The sequence below is a fragment of the Chitinophaga sp. genome (assembly GCF_036569185.1).
Classification (GTDB): Bacteria; Bacteroidota; Bacteroidia; order Chitinophagales; family Chitinophagaceae; genus Chitinophaga.
Genome location: NZ_DATCRD010000211.1, coordinates 1 through 4,065, shown reverse-complemented (window position 1 = coordinate 4,065; position 4,065 = coordinate 1). Strand labels below are relative to the sequence as shown.

The 4,065-nt window shown below is 46.2% G+C and carries 3 protein-coding genes; all 3 read left to right on the top strand.

Features of this window, described 5'->3' with window-relative positions; translation table 11 throughout:
- A partial coding sequence (locus VIM72_RS16120) for an RHS repeat-associated core domain-containing protein (RefSeq protein WP_332003852.1) occupies positions 1-3,228 on the top strand: 3,228 nt, incomplete at its 5' end.
- Between the two features lie 12 nt (positions 3,229-3,240).
- Positions 3,241-3,669: a hypothetical protein gene (locus VIM72_RS16115; protein WP_332003851.1), complete on the top strand. Its 429-nt coding sequence runs from the start codon at positions 3,241-3,243 to the stop codon at positions 3,667-3,669.
- Positions 3,670-3,726: 57 nt separating this feature from the next.
- A partial coding sequence (locus VIM72_RS16110; RefSeq protein ID WP_332003850.1) for a hypothetical protein occupies positions 3,727-4,065 on the top strand: 339 nt, incomplete at its 3' end.

Here is a 4,065-nt window from a genome sequence, read left to right as displayed (position 1 = left end):
CGCGACAGCAGCGGTTATTACCTGGAAAACAGGCAGCAGCTTATTTACCGGTTTAATGCGAAGCCGGCGCCGGACGGAAGTTGTATGCTTGCTGAGATCCGCAACCCCGCAGGGTTCCATATACAGTTCCGGTATAACGGTCACGGCTATCTGCAACAGATCATCGACAGCAGCAACCGCGTGCTGCATGTAACTACAGATGAGCAGGGCCGCATTGAATGCATTCATACCCACAAAGCAGCCACCCGTATTAACCTGGTGCGTTACGCCTATGATGAAGCGGGTAACCTGGCAAGTACCACCAATGCACGGGATGTAAGCAAATACTTTTTTTACAAGGGACATCTACTGGTACGCCTCACCAGTCAAACGGGAATGAACTTTTACTGGGAATACGACGGCAAAGGGGAAGATGCCCGTTGTACACATACCTGGGGAGATGAAGGCGTACTGGAATATCATGCAAAGTATGAGAAAGGAAAAACAATCGTTACTAACGGTCTTGGGCATACCACCATTTACTGTTACGATGATCGTAACCTGATCAGCAAAATCGTAGATGGCAACGGCGGCGTTGTGCTGCAACAATATAATCTTTATGAAGAACTGGAAGTAATTACAGATCCTGCAGGGAATACCATGAAGTTTGAATATGACGCGTATGGAAATAAAGTAAAGGAAACCAATGAAAATGGAGAATCCACCACGTTCTACTATGATGAAGCGCAACGGCTGGAAGGGATTAAAACACCCGCTGGCAGGAAGCAGCAATGGGACTACAACGAACAGGGATTACTGGAAAGAAGAAAGACTATTGACGGAAATATTATCCGGTATGGGTATACAGGTACTCATCTTACAAAGATCACTTACAACAATGGACGCATATTCAGGCTGGCATATGATGAGCAGCATAATCTTACCCGGCTCATTTCACCGGAAAATGCGGAATTGCACTGGAAGTACGATGAACTGGGCCAGTTAGTAAAAGAGATCACCGAAACAGGTTACTGGTACGAATATAATTACGACGCCTGCGGGAATATGATCCGTATGGAAGAAGCCAATGGTACCATTCAGCATTTTAGTTATGATGCTGCTGATAACCTGGTGCAGGCGGCAGATGGGCAGCGCGAGGTTAAATTTAGTTATGGGCCGCTGGGCGTATTAACGGGAAGAAGCCAGCAGGGCGTGAATATCCGGTTTAATTATGATAAGGAGTTGCAGCTGCGCAGTATCGCCAATGAAGGAGGTGAATTGTACCGGCTGGAACAGGATGCCAATGGCAATGTGATCAATGAATGGGGCTTTGATGGCGTGCATTACCACTACGAGCGGGACATTGCCGGAAGGATGAAAAAAGTGATCCGTCCTGATAACCGCTGGACCGTTTGCGATTATGATGGCACGGGTTTATTGGTGCGGGAAGAGCATTATGATGGAAGTGTAACGGCTTATGGATATAACAAAGACGGGCTGCTTACAGGCGCTTTTAATGAAGATGGCGCTATTACCATTCAACGGGATCATTATGGCCGTGTAATTGGCGAGATGCAGGGAGCCTATACTGTAACCCGGCAGTATAATGAATGGGGCGACCCGGTGCTTCTGGAAAGTAGCCTGGGAGCTGCTATCACGTTAGAGCATAATGGAGCGGGACTGGTAGAAAAAATGCAGGCATCCAACGGACATGCGGATAGCTGGCAGGCGCAGTGGAAACATAACGAAAGCGGGCTGGAGGTATTGCGGCAGCTTTCAGGCGGGGTAACTGTAGAAACGCAACGGGATAAAGAAGGAAAGATATTCCGGCAATCTATTGGCGTACGTAAAACAGAACAAAGCCGTATACGGTATGATTGGGATAGAAATACACAGCTGCGGCGTATTGTTAATGAGATGAGCGGTACGCATACGCAGTTCGCCTATGATGAATTTGATAACCTGGTGAGCGCCAGCTACGGCCAAACAGGAGGAACCGCAGCCGAAACAATTTACCGGGTACCCGATAAGCTGGGGCACCTTTTTAAAACGCCCGCACGGAAAGACCGCGTATACGGCAAAGGCGGACGGCTGCTGGAATGTCCTGATTATTTTTATTACTACGACGGTGAAGGAAATCTTATTTTCAAGGAATTCCGGCGCAATAGTAATAGTACTGCAGAAGATAAACGCCCCTGGGCAAAAGCAAATAAAATAGCGCTCAATGGCAGTCATACCGGCTGGGCATATGAATGGAAGGCAAATGGATTGCTGGGAAAAGTGATTATTCCCAATGGCGCCGAAATTGTTTTTAGTTATGATCCCTTAGGCCGCCGTATTGCCAGGGTAAATAAACGGAAGCAGCAGGTAACCCGCTGGCTCTGGGATGGCAATGTACCCTTGCATGAATGGCAGTATACCGGCGATTATCCCCCGCATTTGCAGGCCGTGGCAGATGGCGCATTAGAGCTGGAGCAGGAACCCGTAGAAAACCTGGTGACCTGGATATTTGAAGAGAATTCTTTTGTGCCCTGCGCTAAACTCACCGCCAATGGTGCCTATAGTATTATAACTGATCACCTGGGCACACCCACGTATGCCTTCGACGCTTCAGGAAACAAAGTATGGGAGCGGGAACTGGATTGCTATGGGAAAGTGCGGCAACTGCATGGTGATAGAACTTTTTGTAATTATCTTTATCAGGGGCAGTATGAAGACAGGGAAACTGGATTGCGCTATAACAGGTTCAGATACTACGAACCAGACAGCGGAATGTTTATTTCCCAGGACCCGATCAGGTTAGCTTCCGGCGAATTCAATCTTTATGCTTATGTGCGTGATCCCAATACATGGGTAGACGCATGGGGATTGGAAGGCGCAGAAATGATAAGGGTATACCACTATACGAGTGTGGATGGTTACAATGGCATTATGGGAAGCGGGAAAATTAACATGAGCGACCCCGGAAAAAGAGGAAAAGGAGCGATATCAGGAAAACCCAAAGCCGTGTATGTGACAACAATGTCACCCGAAGAGCTGAAAGCCTCTAAAGCCCGGGGCCAGATGGGCTTAACCAATGAAAAGAGCCAGCGTTATATTTCCTTTGAAATCGATAAAAATAAAGTGAAGAGAGTAGACCGGCAGGATGGCGTAAAACGGCTTTATATTGAAGAAGATATTGAATTAAGAGAATTAAAGGGGAAAAAGTACAGACTAAAAGAAGATGTTAAGACGGGATGCGTCGGCTAAAATTTATAAACTATGAACTGGACAGGAGAACTATATGGTTTTTATTCAGAAAAGCCAATACAGGAAGTATTTGAAGCAGTAAAGAATAAGGCACTGGAAATGCCTTACAAATTTGACTATAATAAAACTGATATCGAGGAAACGCTGTTGTTTTATAAAGATGAAGCCATGTTGGAATATCATCTGGAAAACGGTTATAACACGGAACTGAATGGAGAGGGATGTTTTTCCCTGGAAGCGAAGACCGTTAAACTGGATGGCATCGCTACCTTGTTTGAGTTTGAAGGAGCTTCGGATTTCGAACCCTATGATATTAACCTGGTATTCAGCAGGATTTATTATTACGTGCTGACAGTACCTGATTTTATTGAGGAATCTGAATTTTCAAAGAAAATACATGCAATGTTTCACCAGGTATTAAGTGGGGTAAAACCCGGATAGCAGGAGAAGATGATCACTAAAAAAACATATCCCGCAAGGGAATAAAGTAATCATATCATGGCTGTAGAAAATAAAGGCTTCGGGGCATTATTTGCAGAAAAGAAAAACTCACTGGACCATCTCCAGAAAGGAATGGCCAGTATATTACCCGCTTTCCCGGGAATGCCCGCCGCAAAATATTTTGACCTCGGTATAGGAATCGATTTTCATGATTCCGTATTTCCCCCTTCACCCTTATTACCGGTACCTCATATCGGTATGGTGTTCGATATCATAGGAGCTATTATGGCAGCCATTGCCAGTGTAGTGCCACCACCACCGCCACCACCGCCTGTGGAAGAAGGAAAAGAACCGGAGCCGCAGCCTTTCTCGCTGGCAGCTACTGCACAAATGCTG

Coding starts and splice junctions, on each gene's coding strand:
- VIM72_RS16115 (WP_332003851.1), top strand. CDS start 3,241: ATGAACTGGACAGGAGAACTATATGGTTTTTATTCAGAAAAGCCAATA.